Annotated in this window: 2 protein-coding genes; both read left to right on the forward strand. The window is 75.8% G+C overall.

The annotated features are described in order from the left end of the window. The coding region (locus VR45_RS41080) for an acyltransferase domain-containing protein (protein WP_045945087.1) at nt 1-1,519 on the forward strand (1,519 nt) is incomplete at its 5' end. 125 nt (nt 1,520-1,644) lie between these two features. After that, nucleotides 1,645-2,343: beta-ketoacyl synthase N-terminal-like domain-containing protein (locus VR45_RS41085; RefSeq protein WP_045945088.1), on the forward strand; the 699-nt coding region annotated here is incomplete at its 3' end.

Genomic DNA, 2,343 nt, shown 5'->3' on the forward strand with positions numbered 1-2,343 from the left:
GGACCGGGTGGACGTCGTCCAGCCGGTGCTGTGGGCGGTGATGGTCTCGCTGGCCGAGCTGTGGCGGGCGCACGGGGTGCGGCCGGACGCGGTGGTCGGCCACAGCCAGGGCGAGATCGCGGCCGCCGTGGTCGCGGGCGGGCTCTCGCTCGCCGACGGCGCCCGGGTGGTGGCCCTGCGCAGCCGGGCCATCCTCGCCCTGGCCGGCGCCGGCGGCATGGCCTCGGTCGCCCTGCCCGCCGCCGAGGTGGCCGAGCGGATCGCCGACCGGGCCGACCTGCTCTCGATAGCCGTGGTCAACGGCCCGGCGGCGACCGTGGTCTCCGGCGAGCCGGCGGCGCTGGCCGAACTGGTCGACGCCTACCGGGCGGAGGGCGTCCGGGCCCGCACCATCCCGGTCGACTACGCCTCGCACTCTCCCCAGGTGGACGGTCTGCGGGCGGAGTTGGTGGAGCTGCTGGCCCCGGTCCGGCCGCGTACGGGCACCGTACCGCTGCTGTCCACCGTCACCGGCGACTGGTTCGACACGGCGGGGCTGGACGCCGAGTACTGGGTGACCAACCTGCGCGAGACGGTCCGCTTCGAGGAGGCCACCCGGCGCCTCACCGAGGACGGCCACACCGTGTTCGTCGAGGTGTCGCCGCACGGCGTGCTGACCGTGCCGATCGAGGACACCCTGGCGTCCGTCGGCGCCGGAAAGCGCTCGGTGGTGGCGGGCACGCTCCGCCGCGACCACGGCGGGCCGGAGCGGTTCCTGCTCTCCGCCGCCGAACTCTGGGTGCGGGGCGTGGCGTTCGACTGGTCGGCGGTCTTCGCCGGGACCGGTCCGCGACCGGTGGCACTGCCCACCTACCCGTTCCGGCGGCAGCGCTACTGGCTGGACGCGACCGTCACCAACACGACCGTGGCCGGCTCCGTGGCCGCCGCGGCCGGCACCGACGGCGCGGCCGCCGGGCCCGCGCCCTGGCTGCTCAGGCTGGAGGGCGCGGAGGGTCCGGAGGCGCGGGAGGCGGTGCTGCTCGACCTGGTCCGCCGGGAGGCCGCGGCCGTGCTCGGCCACGCCGGCATCGCCGCCGTCGCCGCCGACCGGGCCTTCCGCGAACTGGGCCTGACCTCGCTCACCGCCGTCGAACTGCGCAACCGCATCGGCGCCGGCACCGGCCTGGAGCTGCCCGCGACGCTGGTCTTCGACCACCCGACCCCGGCCGCCGTCGCCGCCCAGCTGCTCAGCGAACTCCCGGACAGCGCAGGGGGCGCGGAGGGCGCGGAGCTCGACCCGGGAGCGGCCCTGGCCGCCCTGGAGCGGTCCCTCGCCGGACCGGCGGGGCCCGAGGGGGAGCGCGCCTCGGTGCTCGCCCGACTGAAGGCGCTGGTGGACCGCTGGGACACCGGCGACTTCGACGGGGCGGACGGCTCCGGCGCGGAGGGTCATGGGGACCTCGACGAGCTGGACCTGGAGAACGCCACCGACGAGGAACTCTTCGCCCTGATGGACCGCGACGCCTCCCCGTCCGCCTGACGCCTCCCCGTCCGCCTGACCCCTCTGCCGTTCGTCTTCCCCGGCGGCCGCCCCTCGCGGCGGCCGCCGGGCTCGAACCCCCGACCCCGCCACCACCCGTACGACCGCACCTGCGAGAGGCACCGATGTCCAACGACCAGAAGCTCCGCGACTATCTGAAGCGCGCCCTGGCCGACGCGCGCCAGGCCAACCGTCGGCTCGAGGAGGTGGAGCGGGCGAAGCGCGAACCGATCGCGATCGTCGGCATGGCCTGCCGCCTGCCCGGCGGCGTCGCCTCGCCCGAGGACCTCTGGCAGCTGGTGACCGACGGCGGCGACGCCATCACCGAGTTCCCCGCCGACCGGGGCTGGGACCTCGAAGCCCTCTACGACCCGGACCCGGACCACCCCGGCACCTCCTACACCCGGCACGGCGGATTCCTGGACACCACCGCCGAGTTCGACGCCGAGTTCTTCGGCATCTCGCCGCGCGAGGCCCTCGCCACCGACCCGCAGCACCGGCTGCTGCTCGAAACCGCCTGGGAGGCGTTCGAGCGGGCCGGCATCGACCCGACCGCGCTGCGCGGCAGCCGGACGGCGGTCTTCGCGGGCCTGGCCGGGACCGACTACACGCCCCGACTCCACGACGCTCCTGGTGAGTTGGAGGGCTACCTGGGCATCGGCGGCCTGGACAGCGTGGCCTCCGGCCGGATCTCCTACACCTTCGGTTTCGAGGGCCCGGCCGTCACGGTCAACACGGCCTGCTCCTCCTCGCTGGTGGCGCTGCACCTGGCCGCCCAGTCGCTGCGCTCAGGCGAGTCGGACCTCGCGCTGGCCGGCGGCGTC

The sequence above is a fragment of the Streptomyces sp. NRRL S-495 genome (assembly GCF_000966955.1).
Lineage (GTDB): Bacteria > Actinomycetota > Actinomycetes > Streptomycetales > Streptomycetaceae > Kitasatospora > Kitasatospora purpeofusca.